This is a genomic window from Bacteroides sp. AF32-8BH, from assembly GCF_003435205.1.
In the GTDB taxonomy this organism is placed as follows: Bacteria; Bacteroidota; Bacteroidia; order Bacteroidales; family Bacteroidaceae; genus Bacteroides; species Bacteroides ovatus.
In genome coordinates, this window is the sequence record NZ_QVLZ01000010.1 from 138,068 (window position 1) to 156,803 (window position 18,736).

The following is an 18,736-nucleotide window of genomic DNA, read 5'->3' on the forward strand; positions in this document are numbered from 1 at the left end:
ACAAATTGCATAAGAACAGGGTTATTTAAAATAGAAGTACCACCTTATTAATATGCAAGATGCGATGAAAAAAGTTTTTCTTCTGACATTTCTGTTAAGTTTCACTTTTACAGTAAAAGCGCAGAGCTTTCTAAGTCTGGATAGTTGCCGCGCATTAGCTCTTGCCAACAACAAAGATTTGTTGATAAGCAATGAAAAAATAAGTGCGGCTCATTATCAACGGAAAGCTGCATTTACAAATTATTTGCCTAATTTCTCGGCAACGGGAGCTTACATGAGGAACCAGAAAGAGTTTTCATTATTAAACAATGACCAGAAAGCCGCGCTTTCAGGGTTAGGAACGAATCTGGCTGGCCCCATCCAACAAGCTGCAACCGAGATTGCAACAGCACATCCTGACTTGGCACCACTTATTTCTTCCTTAAGTGGAAAATTAGGAGCGGTGCTGCCCGCCCTCGATCAAGCGGGAAACTCTTTAGTGGATGCACTCCGTACAGACACCCGAAATGTCTATGCAGGTGCCATTACATTGACACAACCTTTATACTTGGGCGGGAAAATCCGGGCGTACAACAAAATAACAAAGTATGCCGAAGAGTTGGCTCAAGAACAACATCACGGCGGTATGCAGGAAGTAATCATGAGTACGGACCAAGCCTATTGGCAAGTCATTTCACTGGTTAATAAGAAGAAGTTGGCGGAAGGTTATCTAAAGCTTCTGCAACAGCTGGACAGCGATGTAGAGAAAATGATTAATGAAGGAGTAGCCACCAAAGCGGATGGTTTGTCTGTACGCGTCAAGGTAAATGAAGCCGAAATGACACTGACTAAAGTGGAAGACGGATTGAGTCTTGCGCGAATGTTGCTGTGTCAACTATGTGGTATTGATCTTAGTTCTCCCATCACACTGGCAGACGAAAATATGGAAGACATTCCATTACTGACAACGGACCCTCATTTCGATCTATCCACCGCTTATGAGAATCGTCCGGAGATACGTAGCCTCGAATTGGCAACGCAGATTTATAAACAGAAAGTAAATGTAACCCGTGCGGAGCATCTTCCATCCATCGCATTGATGGGGAATTATATGGTAACCAATCCCTCTGTTTTCAACAGCTTTGAAAACAAGTTCAAAGGTATGTGGAATGTGGGAGTTATGGTACAGATACCTATATGGCACTGGGGAGAAGGTATTTATAAAACCAGAGCGGCAAAAGCCGAAGCTCGTATTGCACAGTACCAACTTCAGGATGCTCGTGAAAAAATAGAGTTGCAGGTCAATCAGGCTGCATTCAAGGTAAAAGAAGCTGGTAAGAAACTGGTAATGTCTTCTAAAAACATGGAAAAAGCGGAAGAAAATCTACGCTATGCAACACTTGGTTTTAAAGAAGGAGTGATTGCCACCAGCAATGTTCTTGAAGCACAAACAGCATGGTTGTCTGCTCATTCAGAAAAGATTGACGCGCAAATAGATGTGAAGCTAACGGAAATCTATCTGAAGAAGTCTTTGGGAACGCTGAAATAAATAAGATTCGGAAAAATAAAGTTAAGAACCCAATCAGAAACAACCCAATCTCTAACCAACTCACAATCTATAAATCACAATCCATAAATCATAATTCATAAATCATATGGCACCTATAAAATCACAAAACAGCAATATGCTTCTTGCATTCCTTACTCTGTTGGGAGTTATTGCAATCGTTGCAGTCGTCGGTTTCTTCATGCTCCGCAAGGGTCCTGAAATTATACAGGGACAGGCTGAAGTTACCGAATATCGCGTTTCAAGTAAAGTTCCGGGACGTATACTGGAATTTCGCGTGAAAGAAGGCCAAAGTGTCAATGCCGGGGATACGCTGGCCATTTTGGAAGCTCCTGACGTGGTAGCAAAAATGGAACAGGCACGTGCTGCTGAAGCTGCCGCACAGGCACAAAACGCAAAAGCAATCAAAGGCGTGCGTGAGGAACAAATCCAGGCGGCATACGAAATGTGGCAAAAAGCCCAGGCAGGCGTTACCATTGCCGAGAAATCATATCAACGCATCAAGAATCTCTACGAACAGGGAGTGATGCCTGCACAGAAGCTGGATGAAGTGACTGCGCAACGGGACGCAAGTATTGCAACAGAGAAAGCTGCCAAAGCACAATATACCATGGCGAAGAATGGAGCGGAACGTGAAGATAAGATGGCTGCGGAAGCTTTGGTAAACCGGGCGAAAGGAGCTGTTGCCGAAGTTGAATCGTATATTAAGGAGACTTATCTCATTGCTCCGGCTGCCGGGGAAGTTTCTGAAATATTCCCGAAGGTAGGCGAATTGGTTGGTACCGGTGCTCCTATCATGAATATTGCTGAACTCAACGATATGTGGGTAACATTCAATGTACGCGAAGATTTGCTCAAGAACCTGACGATGGGGTCGGAGTTCGAAGCTATCATTCCTGCTCTGGATAATAAAAAGATCCAGCTCAAAGTATATTATCTGAAAGACTTAGGCACTTATGCTGCCTGGAAAGCAACCAAAACGACCGGACAATTTGATCTGAAAACATTCGAGGTGAAAGCTTCTCCGGTAGAGAAAGTGGAAAATCTCCGTCCGGGTATGTCTGTTATCATTGACAAGTAACCATGAAAGAGAGAGAAAAGAAATATATAGCTTTGTGGCAGGTTATGCAAAGAGAGTGCCGGCGATTGGTATCACGCCCGCTCTATCTCTTCTGTATGGTCATTGCCCCGCTGTTTTGTTATATATTCTTCACCACTTTAATGGATTCGGGGCTTCCCAAGGATCTTCCTGCGGGAGTGGTGGACATGGATGATTCGTCTACTTCCCGTAATATTGTCCGCAATCTGGATGCTTTTTCGCAGACAGGGGTTGTAGCTCATTACAGCAATGTAACAGATGCGCGTATTGCCATGCAGGAGGGAAAAATCTACGGGTTCTTCTATCTCCCCAAGGGTTTATCGGCAGAGGCACAAAGCCAACGGCAGCCAACGATCTCTTTCTATACCAATTACTCATACCTGATTGCAGGCTCTCTATTGTTCAGGGATATGAAAATGATGGGAGAACTCACCTCCGGAGCTGCAGCCCGGACGATGCTGTATGCCAAAGGTGCGACAGAGAATCAGGCTATGGCTTATCTGCAACCGATCGTAATTGATACACACCCACTAAATAATCCGTGGCTGAACTATTCGGTATACTTATGTAATACACTGATACCGGGAGTACTCATGCTATTAATATTTATGGTTACCGTTTATTCAATCGGTGTGGAACTCAAGGATCGCACTGCCCGCGAATGGCTACGAATGAGTAACAACTCCATTTACATTGCATTGGCAGGAAAACTGCTTCCCCACACAATAGTCTTTTTCATTATGGGTATATTTTATAATGTATACCTGTATGGATTTCTGCATTTTCCTTGCAACAGCGGCATATTCCCGATGATATTCGCCACACTGTGTCTCGTACTAGCATCTCAATGTTGTGGTATTGTTATGATAGGAACTCTGCCGACTCTACGACTCGGATTAAGTTTTGCTTCCCTGTGGGGAGTCATATCGTTCTCCATTTCCGGTTTTTCATTCCCGGTCATGGCTATGCATCCTGTTCTACAGGCTTTGAGTAATCTATTCCCGTTGCGGCATTATTTCCTGATTTACGTCGATCAAGCACTCAACGGATATAGTATGGCTTACTCATGGACCAACTATATGGCACTATTAATATTTATGATGCTCCCCTTCTTTGTGGTTCATCGCCTGAAGGAAGCATTGGTTTACTATAAATATATACCCTAAATGAAAGATATAAAATTAAAAGACAAGATAGCCCAAGGCATCAATGACCTGTTTTATATCTGGAAGCGGGAGTTTCAGACAACTTTCCGCGACCAGGGGGTGCTGATATTTTTCATACTCGTCCCATTAGGTTATCCGTTGTTGTATAGTTTCATTTATGACAACGAAGTAGTGCGTGAAGTTCCTGCCGTTGTTGTAGACGATTCACATTCATCTCTTAGTCGTGAATATCTCCGTAAGGTAGATGCCACACCCGATATTCAAATCGTCTCTTACTGTGCTGATATGGAAGAAGCCAAACAAATGCTAAAGAACCGGCGTGCGTATGGTATCATTTATATCCCTTCGGATTTCAGCGACAATATTGCCAAAGGAAAACAGACACAAGTCAGTATCTATTGCGACATGAGCGGATTGTTATACTATAAATCGATGCTTCTTGCCAACACTGCCGTTTCTCTGGATATGAACAAGGATATCAAAATTGCACGTAGCGGAAACACGACCGACCGTCAGGATGAAATCACTGCTTATCCGATAGAATATGAAGAAATCTCCATCTTCAACCCCACTGCCGGGTTCGCCGCTTTCCTGATTCCTGCTGTATTGGTATTGATTATCCAACAGACATTATTGCTCGGCATCGGTCTCGCTGCAGGAACTGCTCGTGAGAACAACAGATTTAAGGATCTTGTACCTATTAATCGTCACTATAACGGGACGTTACGAATTGTATTAGGAAAAGGATTGAGTTATTTCCTAGTTTATATATTGGTAGCTTTCTACGTACTTTATGTCGTTCCAAGATTGTTTAGCCTCAACCAAATTGGGCAACCCAGTTCATTAATATTATTCGTTGTCCCCTATCTTGCGGCTTGTATCTTCTTTGCGATGACAGCTTCTATTGCCATTCGCAATCGGGAAACGTGTATGCTGATTTTTGTATTCACATCAGTCCCCCTGTTATTTATTTCAGGAATTTCCTGGCCGGGAGCAGCTATTCCTCCGTTTTGGAAGTATGTATCCTACATCTTCCCCTCAACGTTTGGAATTAACGGCTTTGTAAAAATCAACAATATGGGAGCCACTCTTAGTGAAGTAGCTTTTGAATATAAGGCTTTGTGGTTGCAAGCCGGCATTTATTTCCTGACCACCTGTTGGGTATACCGCTGGCAAATACTGATGAGTCGCAAACATGCAATAGAGAGATACAAAGAATTAAAAGAGAAAGCAAACTTATCCAAGCAGATAAGTGATTAATGAGTAAGAATTACAAGAGAGAGAATTAACGGTGTATCCTTTCAATGGGATATGCCGTTTTTTTCAAATAAGAACATGAAAATCCCCCGTTCCAAGAGAGTATAGAACGAGGGATTTTAGAGATATTATAAAGAGAGTATAATAAGTTTAGAACTTGTAACCTACACCGATAGAGAAGTTCATGTTCTTCGGTGCACCGTCACCATCAGCCAATTTAGCCAAACCAAATTCTCCTGATAAGTCAATAAAGAATTTATTAATTTCATAAGCAACGCCTACACCGAGACCTGCATCAAATCTTTTTGCTCCAAATTGATCATCACCGTCACCAAAGAAATCAATTTTTTCATCACCAATTTTACACTTACCAGCAATACCAAATGCAAAATAAGGACCAGCTTTCACTACAATATTCTGGTTATCAGCAATTGCAAATCTTGCAGCAGCCAATACCGGAATCTCCAAATACATTGGATTCATTTTCACTTCATCCTGTTTAGCACCTTTTTGAGTGAACATCAACGAAGGTTGAATAGACCACATATCAGAGAACTGATATTCCATGCCAACGCCTACATTGAATCCAATCCTCATGTCAGTATCCATATCCCCAGTAAAGTTACTCATGTTCATACCAACTTTGGCATTCCAAGAAATCTGAGAATAAGAAACGATAGAAACAAGTGCAAATAGCACAAAAATCAAACCTTTTTTCATATCATTCATTTTTTAGTTTGCCTTCCTCTTCCCTTTGGTTGGCATTGTTAGTTAATAGTTCTGTTTGAAGTGTGGGGAATTATTCGCAACCGATTAAAGTATTGAAACACACCCTTCCGTATTTAACGTATGTTTTGTAGCCGCAAATATATTTCATTTATTTTATATAAAAAAATCCTTGATAGTCTATTTTTTGCATAAAGGTTATTAAAGAGTGACTATATAGAAAAAAATAATGTTCATCCGGTCTTTTTTTATGCTTAAATAATTTCCGAATAACAATGCAATTAAAATATTCTTGCAAGATTTATACATTTACAATTATTAACCGACTAGCTATTGCTCATTTACGAAATATTCGTAGATTTGCGAAGTATTCGTAATTAAACAACATCTCCATGGAAAAGTTAACTATACAAGAAGAAGAAGTAATGATCTACATTTGGGAGTTACAATGCTGTTTCGTAAAAGACATTGTTGCAAAGTATACGCAACCGGCACCTCCTTATACCACAGTAGCATCTATCGTAAAGAATCTCGAGCGGAAAGGATATGTCACACCGAAACGTGTGGGTAATACCTACCAATATACTCCTGCCATTCGCGAAAATGAATATAAACGCCATTTTATGAGTGGCGTAGTTCGTAACTACTTTGAGAACTCTTACAAAGAAATGGTTTCTTTCTTTGCCAAAGACCAGAAAATTTCGACCGATGATCTCAAAGATATTATCGAACTCATTGAAAAAGGAAAAGAAAATTAATAGAAAACATTCATCACCATGACTCCGGAACTAGCTTATTTTCTAAAGATAAATGTAGCGATAGCTCTGTTCTATGCATTCTATCGGTTGTTTTTCCATAAAGACACCTTCTTCCATTGGCGTAGGATGGCTTTGCTATGTTTCTTTGCCATCTCCATGCTTTATCCTTTACTGAATATTCAGGGATGGATAAAAGCTCACGAACCAATGGTGGCAATGGCAGATCTTTATGCAACCATCATCCTTCCGGAGCAAGTAGTTACTCCTTTACAAGAGCCTGCAATGAACTGGCAAGAGTTTATCATGCAGCTCGCGAAAGTTATCTATTGGAGCGGAATGTTATTACTAGCCACACGTTTCTTTGTACAACTGGGCAGCATCATCCGGTTACACTTCCAATGCTCAAAAAGCAAGATACAAGGAGTACGCGTACATCTATTAAAGAAAAAAACCGGCCCTTTTTCTTTCTTCCACTGGATATTCATACACCCACAATCACATACGGAATCTGAAATCAGTGAAATTATTACTCATGAAGAGACCCACGCCCGTCAATACCATTCGGTAGACGTGCTTATCAGCGAGATAATGTGTATCTTTTGCTGGTTCAATCCATTTATCTGGCTGATGAAACGGGAAGTCAGAAGAAACCTCGAATACATGGCAGATCACCGTGTATTAGAGACGGGGCATGATAGTAAATCATACCAGTACCATTTGTTGGGACTGGCACATCACAAGGCTGCAGCAAATTTATCAAATAGTTTCAATGTTTTACCACTCAAAAATCGTATTAAAATGATGAATAAACGAAGAACGAAAGAAATAGGAAGGACAAAATATCTGATGTTTCTTCCCTTGGCTGCTATCTTAATGATTGTCAGTAACATCGAAATGGTAGCACGTACCACTGAAAAATTTGCCAAAGAAATGATGGGACAAGCAACAAAAGAAGTTGCCATGCAAGCTGAAACTACGGATATTCCGGAACTTCCTACAGAAGATATTCAAGGAACTACACTTCCACGGGATAAGCAAGAAAAGGAAATGGTGGAAACTCAAATCAAAAGTGTACCAGATTCCGTTGTCTTCCAGGTTGTAGAAGAAATGCCGGATTTTCCGGGAGGAGTACAGGCACTGATGGACTACTTATCGAAGAACGTCAGATATCCGGCTGAAGCACATGCAATCGGTGCACAAGGACGTGTGATTGTAAGCTTTACTGTCAAAAAGGACGGAAGCATAGCCGATACGAAAGTGGAGCGAAGTGTCAATCCGTATCTCGACAAGGAAGCCATGCGTGTAATTGCCGCCATGCCCAAATGGAAACCCGGCAAACAAAGGGGGGAAGCAGTGAACGTGAAATTTACAGTTCCTGTTGCTTTCCGGCTATCCGGTCCTGAACTTCCCAAAGCAGAAGAAGTAAAGCAGTCCGACATGGATGAAGTAGTGGTGGTGGGCTATGCTGCAAAAGATGATCCAACTCCAGAGGGAGGCAGTGTAAAAGGAGAAAATGAAGACGAAGTATTCACCATGGTAGAAGTAATGCCTAAATTTCCGGGAGGACAAGCCGGTCTGTTCCAATATCTGGCTAGAAGTATCAAATATCCCGTCATCGCTCAAAAAAGTAAGGAGCAAGGCAGAGTCATCATACAGATGGTTATTAGTAAAGACGGAAGTTTGTCGAATATCAAAGTCTTACGCAGTGTATCTCCGTCACTGGATGCAGAAGCCGTACGCGTAGTGGGTAATATGCCTAAATGGGAACCAGGAATGCAAAAAGGACAACCTGTTTCTGTCAAGTATACCATTCCTATCGTATTCAGGTTACAGTAATTTCTCTCTCCGGTGCCGCCCCCTTTCCTCATCGGTGAGGAACGGGGCGTTCATCGGTGGGAAACACCTTTCTCCCCGGAGCCGGATATATCCTTCTCCAGTACAAAAAAATCATTTCTTTTTTAGTTTTTTACAAGGATAGTTATAAAAAGATCCTTATATTTGTTCGTGTAATAAAACATTATTCACATGAAAAGATTCGTATGGATTATCGGTTTGATATTCTGCATAACCTGCACCATACAAGCCAAAGACAGAGTGATCGAGCGTCCTCCTTTTCTTGCATGGAGTTCCAATAGTATTGAGGTCGATAAAATTGTCATGAGTGATACAGTGACAACAGTGTATATAAAGGCTTTCTATCATCCTAAATATTGGATAAAAATAGCTACGGGCAGTTTCCTGAAAGACAACAATGGAATGCTTTATCCCATTCGAAGAGGAGTTGGAATCACATTAGATAAAGAGTTCTGGATGCCGGAATCAGGAGAAGCGGAATTCCAATTACAATTTCCTCCCATACCCGAAAATGTAACCAGTCTGGACTTCTCGGAAGGGGATTTTGACGGAGCATATAAGATATGGGGCATACAACTGGATAAGGACGCATTCTATAAACAGAAACTTCCCAAAGAAGCAGTCGTGCACAAAATAAATAAGAAAGCGATATTGCCGACTCCTAAGTTAGTCTATGGAACTGCCACCCTTAAAGGAAAAATACTAGACTATCAAAAAGAGATGATAAAGCAAGTGAAGATGCACATAGAAAGTCCTGCACTGAATATCCACAACGAACAGAATATCATAAAAATCAAGGAGGACGGCACTTTCCTGGCGGAAGTAAAGGTTGCATCTGTCACAAGCGTAGCATTGGAATTTCCTTTTGGTTGGATTGAATGTCTGATAGCTCCCAATGAAGAGACATCACTCATTATAAATACAAAGGAACTTTGCCGCAGACAAGCACATCTACAAAGAAAAGATAAAACGTATGGAGAGCCTGTATACTTCAATGGTTATCTGGCTAGCCTACAACAAGAATTAGCTTCAGTAGATATAGATATTGTATTAAAAAGCGTTTATTACATGGATATGTACAATGACATTGTCGGGAAAAGTGCAGATGAATATAAAGCTTATGTACTTGAGCGCCTTCCATCCGTTCGAAAAGAAATTGCGCAATCCCCATACAGCAATGCGTGCAAAGAGCTATTAAATATCCTGGTAGATCTGGAAGCGACTGGCAAAATCGCCATGACAGAGAGAGAACTAAAATCTGCATATATTGCTGTTAACAAACTGAATAGAGAACAGACAGACGATTATTTTTATAATACCCACATCGATACTCCCAAAGGCTACTATGACATACTGAAGGAATTCAGTTCTATCAACACTCTTAAAGCTTTATACGGCAAATATTACGCGTCAACGATATATTTAATAAACTTTCTGCCGAATTCTTTAGATGTACTTAAAGAGACACTAAGAACGGGACAGGGACCTCTATTCGATAACATTAAATTTAATAAGCTATATCAATCCATTAAGGATTTTACCCCGTTAACAGCAGAACAGAATGTTGAATTAAAGACTTTTTCTTCCCCGGTATATGCAGAGATGCTTACTCAAGTTAACAAAGAGATAATAAAAAAGATAGAATTAAACAAAAGAAAGACAGGCTTCACTGTTAACGAGACTGGACAAGTCTCCAATGAAGATTTATTCCCATCCATTATCTCTAAATTCCGGGGACACACACTGTTAGTTGATTTTTGGGCAACATGGTGTGGCCCTTGTCGCACAGCTAATAAAGCCATCACCCCAATGAAAGAGGAATTAAAAGACAAGGATATTATCTACCTCTACATCACAGGCGAAACTTCCCCCAAAGGTACCTGGGAGAACATGATTACCGATATTCATGGTGAGCATTTCCGTGTGACAAATGAGCAATGGAGCTTTCTAATGTCCAACTTCAATATCCGAGGAGTTCCCACTTATTTTGTTGTTGATCCGGAGGGTAATATCACCTTCAAACAAACTGGATTTCCCGGAGTAGACACCATGAAAAAAGAACTCATGAAAGCTTTGAATAAATAATTCAAACGTAAAAAATAGATCAAGCAGAAATCGTTGTTGATATACGCCATAAATAAATGCAAGACCCCTGATTGATATAGAAAAAATAGTGACGGTATATGCTTAGGATAGTGACGGTATCGTTGTCATATACCGTCACTATTTATATTGGATAGCGTCACTATTTTGTAGAAGAGAATCCGCCAACAACGGATTCTATATGATCCTAATAAATAAACGAGCCTCCATAGTCTTTGAAAAGACTACAGAGGCTCGCTCTATATCCTATGGATAACTTACTGCAAAGCTATCCAACTCCAGATTCCATTTATTTATGCATTTCCACGATTTGAGTCGGAGCCATCTCTACATTCCGGCGATCTACCTGACGAACAACACTGGCAGCCAGGGATAAGAAAGCGCGTCCGGTCACGGAGTCTTCATCCAACGCAACGGGAGTACCATTATCTCCTCCTTCACAGATGCTTTGCACGATAGGAATCTGCCCCAACAAAGGAACATTCATTTCTTCAGCCAGTTTCTTGGCACCTTCTTTACCAAAGATATAGTATTTATTCTCGGGTAGTTCAGCGGGAGTAAACCAAGCCATATTCTCAACCAAACCGAGAATAGGTACATTTACCTTATCGTTGGTGAACATATTGATTCCCTTACGGGCATCTGCCAAAGCAACCGCTTGCGGAGTGCTGACAACAATCGCTCCTGTCATGGCTAATGTTTGAACAACCGTCAAATGAATGTCACTGGTTCCGGGAGGAAGGTCTATCAGGAAATAATCCAAATCTCCCCAGGCTGCATCAGCTATCAACTGTTTCAACGCATTACTTGCCATTCCGCCACGCCACAAAGTTGCCTGATCCGGATCGACAAAGAAACCGATAGACAATAATTTCACGCCATACTTCTCTACCGGAATAATCATGTCACGACCATCTATACGTTCAGCATAGGGGCGTGCATCCTCCACCTGAAACATCTTAGGCATGGAAGGACCGAAAATATCAGCATCGAGCAAGCCAACCTTATAGCCTAATTTAGCCAAAGCAACTGCCAAGTTCGCAGACACCGTAGACTTACCTACTCCACCTTTACCGGAAGATATACCGACTATATTCTTCACTTGTGGAAGGAGCTTGCCAACTTCCGGACGAGCGGCTTGCTTACTCTCTGCTGTGATTGTTACCTGCACATCAGGAGAGACATACGTATGAATAGCTGTTTCCGCAGCTTTCAACATTGATTTCATAAACGGATCAGTCGGTTTCTCAAAGATCAATGAAAAGCTGACAGTCATACCATCAATACGGAGATTATCGGCAACCATCTCCGCTTCCACCAAATTCTTTCCCGTACCGGGATAACGCACCGTTGCCAATGCATCCAATATCAATTTAGGATAGAGAGTCATTTTATTTACTATTTGACGATTTACAAATTACTATTTAAAGTCACTATTCAGATGGCTGCCGGTTCACTTTAGGGTGATTGTCCCAGCAAGCTATTTGCTTGTACTTAGACCGCTACGCTTGCTGCGGTTGTAGCTACGATAGGGATCAAGCTCTATTTCTACATCCGGCTCTTGCAGTTTACCTTCCTGCGGAAGCCGGAATTTGATATACTTTATATCTAAACCACGATCCAGCCATTGTTGTTCATAATAGGTTTTAATACCGAGAATATTATCTACCAGATCAGAATGATATAAATCTTCAGTCATAAACTCAACCGGAAGTTTGTTCGCCTCAATCATGTATTTTGTATAGGTAAACATAAAGTTGCTGTCCGTTTTCAGGTGGATAATACCATTCGGTTGCAAAAATTTGCGATACCTTTCCATAAAATAGGTAGAAGTCAGTCGCTTGGTTGCTTTCTTCATTTGCGGGTCAGAGAAGGTAAGCCATATTTCACTCACTTCGCCTTCAGCAAAAAAACGCTCGATGATTTCAATATTGGTACGCAGGAAAGCGACATTCTTCATTCCGACCTGTAATGACTCCGTTGCTCCCGTCCACATACGGGCGCCTTTTATATCCACTGCTATAAAGTTCTTTTCGGGAAACATCTTACCCAGGCCAACAGTATACTCACCACGTCCGCAACCCAACTCGAGCACAATCGGATGATCGTTTTTAAAAAACTCCTTGTGCCATTTCCCTTTCATGCCAAAAGGCACGTTATCTACCGCCGAATAAGGATATTCGAACACGTGCGGATAACTCGCCATATCGGCAAACTTTTCTAATTTATTCTTTCCCATATCAATCCTGATTAGGTCGCAAAGGTACTGATTTTGAAGCAACCGACAAAAAGAAATGGAGCACAGATTTCTCTATGCTCCATTCTTCTATAGTACCGAATGATTCGTCTTATCAAATCTCAACATTCACTTCAACGTTTACCTCTACACTTCCACCTTGTTGGGCTTTCAAATCTTCATAGAAAGCTGCACGCGAAATAGCAACATACGGTTGCAGGAAAAGAAGTCCAATACCCAAAGTGAAAATACAAAGGATAGCCCAGCCAATGAAACTTAAATCAAGCATGAACAGCTTCATCTTGTTCCCTTCCATCATAGCCATACTTTTCTCAATAGCTGCATTGTTTTTCATTTCCGGTTCATCTTTCAAGATAAAAGATGTCATTGCATAAGAATAAGACTTAATGATACCCGGTATAACCAGCAACAGTGACCACAAAATTGTATAGACAGCCTGAAGCAACATAGTTACAAAAATACGTCCATAATCCTGAAAGCCTTCGAACAAAACACCAAAATCAATGTCTTTGCCTCTACATACGCCAAGCATTACAATAGTAAAGCCGTATGCAACCGGAAGTCCAACAAACAATGAACATAATCCGCCAATCACAGGAATAGCAGATAATCCACCGGCAATTGCTGAATAAATAAGTGCAGCAACGGCTGCCATAGGCCACTTTCCTCGAAGTGCCTCACGCGCCTGCGCACGTAGTTCTGAGTTTAGTTTTAACATAGTGAATAATATTAATTGATAAATGTGTTATTTCATAATATACAATTACTCTACAATCGTCACCCAACCATGTGTATCCGGTTCGTCGCCATACTGGATTCCACGCAACTTATTGTACAATTTCGTACAGATAGGTCCCGGCTTGCCGTCTTTAGAAATCACATAAGATTTTCCATTTTCCAAATCATCGATACGCTGAATCGGGCTGATTACTGCGGCAGTACCACAAGCACCAGCTTCTTCAAATGTTTCCAGTTCTTCTTCCGGTATCGGACGGCGTTCCACTTTGATACCCATGTCTTCTGCCAACTGCATCAAGCTCTTATTGGTAATAGAAGGTAAGATAGAAGATGATTTCGGAGTGATATAAGTATTATCCTTAATACCGAAGAAGTTGGCAGCACCACATTCATCAATATATTTTTTTTCTTTTGCATCAAGGTAGAACTCGCAGGAATAGCCCAGATCATGTGCCTTCTTGTTAGCACGAAGACTGGCTGCATAGTTACCACCCACTTTATAAATACCTGTTCCATGAGGAGCGGCACGATCGAACTCACGAATGATAACGTACGGATTGGTAGAGAAACCACCTTTGAAGTACGGACCTACCGGAGTTACGAACACTACAAACATATACTCTTCAGCAGGATGTACACCTACCTGGGCACTTGTTCCGATCAACAGCGGACGGATGTAAAGAGAAGCACCAGTTTCATAAGGAGGGATAAAACGTTCATTCAGTTTTACGACTTTCAAGATTGCTTCTTTAAACCGTTCTGTCGGAAGTTCTGCCATCAGGATTCCCTGGCAAGTAGATTGCAGACGGGCAGCGTTTTCTTCCAAACGGAAAATACGTACTTTACCATCTTTTCCACGGAATGCTTTCAGTCCTTCAAAAGCTTCCTGACCATAATGTAAACAGGTTGCCGCCATGTGCAAATTAAGGTGTTCTTCACTGCTTACCTCCAGTTCTCCCCATGCACCATTACGGAAATTGATTCTCACATTGTAATCTGTCTTCATATATCCGAACGACAGATTCGCCCAGTCTATTTCTTTCATATTGTTATGTATTAGTTTATTTTCTATGCATTGAAACGCAAAAATAACTTTTATTCTTCAGATTGCCTCTTTTCTTGCAATAATTTTTCGACTTCCCGGTCGGCTTTTGTCAGTTTATCCTTGCAAAAGGCAATAATTTCATTGGCTTCTTTTATTTTCTCACTCAAAATGTCGATATCCAGTTCGTTATTATCTATCTGGCGAACGATCTTTTCAAGACGTTCCATCGCTTGGGAATATGTTTCTTTTTTTGCTGCCACGATGATTGATATTTAATGGTTAATAATGAATGTTTTTACAAATACACGTTTGACGGATAGCTACTTTTCTACTACCGATCGAACTTCTCCTTTCGATAGCCGGGTTATCAAATGCTCTCCCGGCTTCAGTGAAGAAGCATCCGTCACCGCTTTCCCATCCTTTATCGTAATACTATATCCCCGACTCAAGAGTTTATCCGGAGAAGCGTCCGCTATTCGTTGTTGCAAAAGTTCCAACCGGTGAGATTGACGGGCCACTAATGCTTTCGTCACCTGTGACAAATCTTTCTTTGCTGCCAGCAAAGAAAAACGGGCGTCCGCAAGTTTGCGATGAACAAGATTGGGAATACGGGTTTGAAGGGTTTCCAACCTCCGTCGTTCCAGATCAAGAAGCATATAAGCTCCCTGTTGAATCCGCATAGATAATTCTTCCAGATGCTCCGCGACTTCCGCCACCTGATGAATCAGGAGTTCGGCAGCAGCCGTAGGAGTTTTCACCCGGGTATGAGCCACGGAATCAAGCACTGTATCATCGCGTTCATGCCCAATACCGGTAATAATAGGTAATGGAAATTGCGCACATGCAGCTGCCAATAGATAAGTATCAAAGCCGGACAAATCGGAAGTAGCTCCACCGCCACGAATGATGACTACTACGTCAAATTCATTGATGCGGGCATTAATACGATCCAAAGCAGCCAACACGGATTCCTCCACCTGATTTCCCTGCATTAAAGCCGGAAAAAGCTCCGTATAGAAAAAGAACCTGCCCGAATTGTGCTGCAACTGATGACAGAAATCTCCATATCCGGCCGCAGTAGCCGAAGAAATGACAGCAATACGCTGGGGAAGAATCGGTATCTCAAGCTCTTTATTCAGCGTCAACACTCCCTCCTCTTCCAACTGCAATAATATTTCCCGACGGCGACGAGCCATATCTCCCAATGTATAAGCAGGATCAATATCAAGTACCGTCAGACTATAACCGTATAGCTCATGAAACTGAACTGTTACTTTCACCAACACCTTAATGCCGGAAGTAAATAGCTGCCCTGTGGTTTCCTCAAAATAAGGTTTCAACAAGCGGTAGATATTATTCCAAATCATACCGCGTGCCTTGGCTACGAGATTGTTGCTGCGAGGATCTTTCTGCACGAATTCCAGATAACAATGCCCTGTCGTATTGGAACGGACATCGCTCAACTCTGCCTGTATCCAATATTCATCGGGCAGGCATTGCTCCAGACTACGGCGCACGAGTGCATTCAGTTCTAAAAGAGAAAGCCTCTCCCCACCCTCTCCCAAAGAGGGTGAGTCAGATTGCTTCAACTTGTTTATAGCGTTTATCATACAACAGTCACCTTATTTCTTTTCCTTGGAAGAAGAGTTTAGATAAGCCTTCCACAAATCAGGAATACCATATCCATATATGTTATCCGGGAAATCGGCTCTATCCCCCGATTGACGTACCAAATCAATAATCTGCTTCGCTGTCAGCTTCGGACAAGCCTGCCACAGACAAGCTACCATACCGCACATAATCGGAGAAGAAAAAGAAGTTCCGTTGGCACGGCGAAGATTACCATCCGTTCCCATCACATCCGAATTCAGACCGACAGCCACTACATCCGGTTTCACACGTCCGTCAGCCGTATTCCCAACAGAAGAAAACGGCGCCAATTCTCCCCTTTTATTGACAGCTCCTACCGTTATTATATTCTCTGCGTCTCCCGGAGGAGTAATCTTCTTCCACGAACCTGCACCCGAATTTCCAGCGCTACAAACAACGACCATTCCTTTATCGGCTGCCTTCGCAGCTTCACGAGACATCAACGCATAATGACCATTCAAGTCACGATATCTATAATTCTTCGCAGGATCATCAAATGAGTAATATCCAAGCGATGTATTCACCAAATCCACTCCTACACTATCCGCAAACTCAATGGCTGCCGCCCAGTAATCCTGTTCTACCAGATTCTCCGAATATTCGTCCTCGCTACGCAACAACCAATAAGAAGCTTCAGGAGCTGTGCCAATCATCACATGCGGCTGATTCATGGCCATACAGGACAATACAGACATTCCATGACTGCTTTCCGCATAAATATCTGCCTCCGGATTCACAAAGTCACGCACCCCGAGAATATGAATATTTTTCATGGCGTCAATCTTATCTACATTATGGAATCCGGCATCAATCACGGCAATGGTCATTCCCTGTCCCTTAAAGCCCGCATCATGCAGAAGATCAACACGACTCATTGCCGCCTGTGTTATTGCAGGACCGTAAAGGCTATCGGTACGTACCGGTTTATTTATTAGCGAATCTCTTTGAAAGGCTCTTTGTGTGATACCTTTCCACACTCTTTCCGTGGAATGTACAAAAGGTAACTTTGCTATTTCGTCAATCAGAGTACTATCATTACAAGAAACAGTAACAAAATTATCCCATTTCCCCGTCACAAGTACATGAACCCCCGTCTTCCGTATAGCATCTACATATTTCTTGCAGACCGGCAAATCAGTGGAATCAATGGGTAATCCTTGTTTCTTTCTCCGTTCTATAGATTTCTTAGACAAATACTTTTCCGGTTTCTGCAAAGAATAGTCCGTAGCCGCTTTGTCTTTCAGACTAATCCGGTATTTTAAGGTATCTCCCGGAGTAAACTGGGCAAACACACCCAAATACATATTTAAAGCGAGAATCAATACTATAAACTTCTTCATAAGTTATCTTTCTATTTTAATCAATCATAATTCTTCATTTTCCATAATCACCAGCCCGATTCCTCTTTGGGAAGCAATGAAAGCTCCTCCCAGCACCCGTTTTCCATCATAAAACACAGCTGATTGTCCGGGAGCAATGGCCGAAGCTATTTCAAGGAAACGTATCAACAAACGTCCGTCTTCCAATCTTTTCACCCGGCAAGGAATCGGACGACTGCGATAACGAATCCGTACCGTCAGATTCTCACATCCGAACAATTCCCGTTCATCCACCATTTTATCCTGCTCCGCCAACATGTATTCAGTTTCCAGTTGGTCGGCATTTCCAAGCATCACCGTATTTTTCTGCGGATTGATTTTCAACACATAAGCAGGCTTTCCTAAAGCGATCTCCAATCCTTTTCGTTGCCCAATCGTATAATAAGGTGCTCCTTTATGCTTCCCAAGCTTCACTCCTTCAGAGTTGACAAACCATCCCGGTCCAATTTCACTATCCAGTTCGGGGCACTGCTCACGAAGAAATTCACGGTAATCCCCCTTGATAAAGCAGACTTCCATACTTTCTCCTTCTTTCGACTTTGCTTCATATCCTTTCTCTGCAAGATACTCACGAACCTTCACCTTCGTATAATCTCCCAATGGGAAAATACAACGTTTCAGCACATCCTGCCCCAATCTCCAGAGAAAATACGACTGGTCTTTCTTATCATCGTCTCCGGCTACTATATAAATATTTCCGTTTTTCTCTTCCAATCGTGAATAATGTCCGGTAGCCACCCATGCACAATTCAACTTATCCGCCCACTCCGTCAAAACACGGAACTTAAACAACGGATTACACATCACGCACGGATTCGGTGTACGCCCCTGCTTATATTCGTCTATGAAGTTTTTTACGATGGTTTCTTTAAAAGGAATACGTTCATCTGCTACATAATGTTCGATCCCCATTCGTTCAGCCAACTCCCTGGCATCCTGTGGTTCATCTCCCCACACGCGCATGGTAACCCCTACAATCTCGTATCCTTGTTCCTGCAGCATCAAGCAAGTAGCGGTGCTGTCTATGCCACCACTCATACCTACCAATACTCTCTTATTTCGTTCTTCCATTCGAATTTTGAAAATTTACATGGATACAAATGTACGAGATTTCAAAGAGAAAAGTTGCTTTTCTGAAAGAAAATCCTTATATTTGAA

16 protein-coding genes are annotated in these 18,736 nt (G+C 41.9%); 7 read left to right on the plus strand and 9 right to left on the minus strand.

The window, feature by feature from the left end; genetic code table 11:
* Window positions 1-64: 64 nt before the first annotated feature.
* The 4 genes from DWZ47_RS09095 (at window position 65) to DWZ47_RS09110 (ending at window position 5,071) form a co-directional block, all read left to right on the plus strand.
* A complete protein-coding gene (locus DWZ47_RS09095) occupies window positions 65-1,528 on the plus strand; it encodes a TolC family protein (RefSeq protein ID WP_117512927.1) in 1,464 nt (487 codons plus the stop codon).
* Between the two features lie 106 nt (window positions 1,529-1,634).
* A complete protein-coding gene (locus DWZ47_RS09100; protein ID WP_117512887.1) occupies window positions 1,635-2,627 on the plus strand; it encodes an HlyD family secretion protein in 993 nt (330 codons plus the stop codon).
* 2 nt (window positions 2,628-2,629) lie between these two features.
* Complete coding sequence (locus DWZ47_RS09105) at window positions 2,630-3,811, plus strand: ABC transporter permease (RefSeq protein WP_117512889.1); 1,182 nt, start codon at window positions 2,630-2,632, stop codon at window positions 3,809-3,811.
* Entirely contained in the window at window positions 3,812-5,071 is a 1,260-nt protein-coding gene (locus DWZ47_RS09110; RefSeq protein WP_117512891.1) for an ABC transporter permease, read from the plus strand.
* A gap of 147 nt (window positions 5,072-5,218) precedes the next feature.
* On the opposite strand, the gene DWZ47_RS09115 is transcribed toward DWZ47_RS09110, so the two are convergent.
* Entirely contained in the window at window positions 5,219-5,788 is a 570-nt protein-coding gene (locus DWZ47_RS09115; protein WP_004314733.1) for a porin family protein, read from the minus strand.
* A gap of 398 nt (window positions 5,789-6,186) precedes the next feature.
* Between DWZ47_RS09115 and DWZ47_RS09120 the strand changes: the two genes are divergently transcribed.
* The 3 genes from DWZ47_RS09120 to DWZ47_RS09130 all read left to right on the plus strand — a co-directional run bounded on the left by DWZ47_RS09120 (window position 6,187) and on the right by DWZ47_RS09130 (window position 10,491).
* A complete protein-coding gene (locus tag DWZ47_RS09120; RefSeq protein WP_004305524.1) occupies window positions 6,187-6,552 on the plus strand; it encodes a BlaI/MecI/CopY family transcriptional regulator in 366 nt (121 codons plus the stop codon).
* An 18-nt stretch (window positions 6,553-6,570) separates the two neighbouring features.
* Window positions 6,571-8,388, plus strand: a complete 1,818-nt coding sequence (locus tag DWZ47_RS09125; protein WP_008776702.1) for a M56 family metallopeptidase — start codon at window positions 6,571-6,573, stop codon at window positions 8,386-8,388.
* 189 nt (window positions 8,389-8,577) lie between these two features.
* Complete coding sequence (locus tag DWZ47_RS09130; RefSeq protein ID WP_008776701.1) at window positions 8,578-10,491, plus strand: TlpA family protein disulfide reductase; 1,914 nt, start codon at window positions 8,578-8,580, stop codon at window positions 10,489-10,491.
* 307 nt (window positions 10,492-10,798) lie between these two features.
* Here the strand turns inward: DWZ47_RS09130 and DWZ47_RS09135 are convergent, their stop codons facing one another.
* The 8 genes from DWZ47_RS09135 to mnmA form a co-directional block, all read right to left on the minus strand.
* Window positions 10,799-11,899, minus strand: coding sequence for an Mrp/NBP35 family ATP-binding protein (locus DWZ47_RS09135; RefSeq protein ID WP_004297220.1), 1,101 nt, complete (start codon window positions 11,897-11,899; stop codon window positions 10,799-10,801).
* 90 nt (window positions 11,900-11,989) lie between these two features.
* Window positions 11,990-12,748, minus strand: a complete 759-nt coding sequence (gene trmB, locus DWZ47_RS09140; RefSeq protein ID WP_008776700.1) for a tRNA (guanosine(46)-N7)-methyltransferase TrmB — start codon at window positions 12,746-12,748, stop codon at window positions 11,990-11,992.
* Window positions 12,749-12,860: 112 nt separating this feature from the next.
* Window positions 12,861-13,484 (minus strand): DUF975 family protein, encoded by a 624-nt coding sequence (locus tag DWZ47_RS09145; RefSeq protein WP_004297218.1) that lies wholly within the window; start codon window positions 13,482-13,484, stop codon window positions 12,861-12,863.
* A gap of 45 nt (window positions 13,485-13,529) precedes the next feature.
* Window positions 13,530-14,561 carry a branched-chain amino acid aminotransferase gene (locus DWZ47_RS09150; protein ID WP_255299315.1) on the minus strand — a complete coding sequence of 344 codons (1,032 nt, stop codon included), beginning with the start codon at window positions 14,559-14,561 and terminating at the stop codon, window positions 13,530-13,532.
* Window positions 14,562-14,599: 38 nt separating this feature from the next.
* Complete coding sequence (gene xseB / locus DWZ47_RS09155) at window positions 14,600-14,809, minus strand: exodeoxyribonuclease VII small subunit (protein WP_004297216.1); 210 nt, start codon at window positions 14,807-14,809, stop codon at window positions 14,600-14,602.
* Between the two features lie 60 nt (window positions 14,810-14,869).
* Window positions 14,870-16,159: an exodeoxyribonuclease VII large subunit gene (xseA, locus tag DWZ47_RS09160; RefSeq protein ID WP_032849644.1), complete on the minus strand. Its 1,290-nt coding sequence runs from the start codon at window positions 16,157-16,159 to the stop codon at window positions 14,870-14,872.
* Between the two features lie 12 nt (window positions 16,160-16,171).
* A complete protein-coding gene (locus tag DWZ47_RS09165) occupies window positions 16,172-17,539 on the minus strand; it encodes a S8 family peptidase (protein ID WP_008776698.1) in 1,368 nt (455 codons plus the stop codon).
* 24 nt (window positions 17,540-17,563) lie between these two features.
* Window positions 17,564-18,649, minus strand: a complete 1,086-nt coding sequence (gene mnmA / locus DWZ47_RS09170; protein WP_008776697.1) for a tRNA 2-thiouridine(34) synthase MnmA — start codon at window positions 18,647-18,649, stop codon at window positions 17,564-17,566.
* Window positions 18,650-18,736 lie beyond the last annotated feature (87 nt).